Origin of the sequence: Achromobacter sp. SIMBA_011 (assembly GCF_046535435.1) — a bacterium.
GTDB lineage: Bacteria > Pseudomonadota > Gammaproteobacteria > Burkholderiales > Burkholderiaceae_B > Achromobacter > Achromobacter dolens.
Window position 1 is genome coordinate 1 of sequence record NZ_JAWRWN010001003.1, and the last position, 247, is coordinate 247.

Sequence of the window (247 nt, forward strand, 5' to 3'; positions counted from 1 at the left end):
CCTCGCGCACGGTCTCCTCGCGGCCGGACAGCACCTTGATGAACTCCGGCATATGGGACATATCGACACGCGCGATCACGCTGCTCTTCGCCTGTTTGATCAGCATGAAGCGGGAGGCCGGGTCGCCATTCTTGACCCAATCGAATTCAGCCCTGGAAAGGCCGAAATGCTCCATGTAGGAATTCTCGTCAGCCTTCGGATTGGCGAAGAAGATATTGGTCGACGTCTGCTCGATGATCGTCCGGCT

Annotated in this window: 1 protein-coding gene; it reads right to left on the reverse strand. The window is 57.5% G+C overall.

The features are described 5' to 3' along the window. Positions 1-247 (reverse strand): hypothetical protein (locus tag SB816_RS34040; RefSeq protein WP_410548503.1); only part of this gene is annotated, 247 nt, incomplete at both ends.